Origin of the sequence: Mesorhizobium sp. M7A.F.Ca.CA.002.05.1.1 (genome assembly GCF_003998335.1) — a bacterium.
Classification (GTDB): Bacteria; Pseudomonadota; Alphaproteobacteria; order Rhizobiales; family Rhizobiaceae; genus Mesorhizobium.
Genome location: NZ_RZQI01001240.1, coordinates 1 through 1,309, shown reverse-complemented (window position 1 = coordinate 1,309; position 1,309 = coordinate 1). Strand labels below are relative to the sequence as shown.

The following is a 1,309-nucleotide window of genomic DNA, read 5'->3' as shown; positions in this document are numbered from 1 at the left end:
GACCAGCCGCGCAGCTTGATCCGCGCCAGATCGTGGGCAAGCGACGAAATGTCGGACAGCGTCCTCTCCGTGAAGCGCTGCAGGCCTGCCTTGCGCAGGATGCTTCCGACGCGCTCCGGCTCGAGATGCGCCAGCACCGCCTTGCCGATGCCCGACGCATGGAAGGGACTGCGTGTGCCCGGACGGAAGAAGGCGCGGATCGCCTGGTGCGTCTCGACCTGGCTGACGAAGACCACGCAATCGTCCTCGGCGACGCCGAGATTGGCGGTCTCGCCGGTTCTTTCCATCAGCTCTTGCATGACCACACGCGCGCGGTCGACCAGCTTGCGGCGCCGCAGGAAGGCCGCGCCCATGCGGTAGGTCTCGACGCCGATCGACCACAGCTGGTCTGATGTGTCGAATTCGACCATGCCGTGGTTTTGCAGCGTCGTCAGCATGCGGTAGGCGGTGGAGGCGGCAAGGCCGCTTTGTGCCGATATCTCGCTCAGCGACAGGCCGCTGCCTTCCGCGACAATGGCCAGGATGCGCAGTGCCCTGTCGAGCGACTGCACCGAAGTGGCCTCCGAGGGCCCGTTGAAAGCGCGCGGCCGGCCGCGCTGCCGTTTTTCGGTCGTTTCCATGCCGCCATTCTCGGTCGTTTCGCAAAATGCGCAATGAAAAAGTTTTTCACTACGATCGCTACCCGAGTTCTTGGAAAACAGAAAACCAAATAACATCAGAATGATAATGCCGTTTTCTAGAAATGAAAAAATATTCTGAAAAAATTGAAAAATACCCGGCGTGCTGACATCCTTGGCCAATCCAACAATGACAAACCCCGTGGAGGGCTGGAAAATGGCCAGGATGCGCGCTGTCGATGCCGCGGTTCTCGTTCTTGAAAAGGAAGGCATTTCCTGCGCTTTCGGCGTGCCGGGCGCGGCGATCAATCCGTTCTATTCGGCGCTGAAGGCGAGGGGAACGATCCGCCACGTGCTAGCCCGTCACGTCGAGGGCGCCTCGCACATGGCGGAAGGTTTTACCCGCGCCAAGGCAGGCAATATCGGCCTGTGCATCGGCACTTCGGGTCCGGCCGGCACCGACATGATCACAGGGCTCTATTCGGCTGCCGCGGATTCCATTCCGATCCTGTGCATCACCGGGCAGGCGCCGCGGGCGCGGCTGAACAAGGAGGATTTCCAGGCCGTCGACATATCAGCCATTGCCGCGCCGGTCGCCAAATGGGCGGTCACCGTCATGGAGCCCTATCTCGTCCCCATGGCGCTGCAGAAGGCGTTTCATCTGATGCGCTCGTCGCGGCCGGGCCCGGTGA

At 61.7% G+C, this 1,309-nt stretch carries 2 protein-coding genes; one reads left to right on the top strand and one right to left on the bottom strand.

The genetic code is table 11. The features are described from left to right. Positions 1-620: IclR family transcriptional regulator (locus EN939_RS34500; protein WP_164751526.1), on the bottom strand; the 620-nt coding region annotated here is incomplete at its 3' end. Between the two features lie 214 nt (positions 621-834). Here EN939_RS34500 and EN939_RS34495 point away from each other — a divergent pair. Next, the coding region (locus EN939_RS34495; RefSeq protein WP_245473285.1) for a thiamine pyrophosphate-binding protein at positions 835-1,309 on the top strand (475 nt) is incomplete at its 3' end.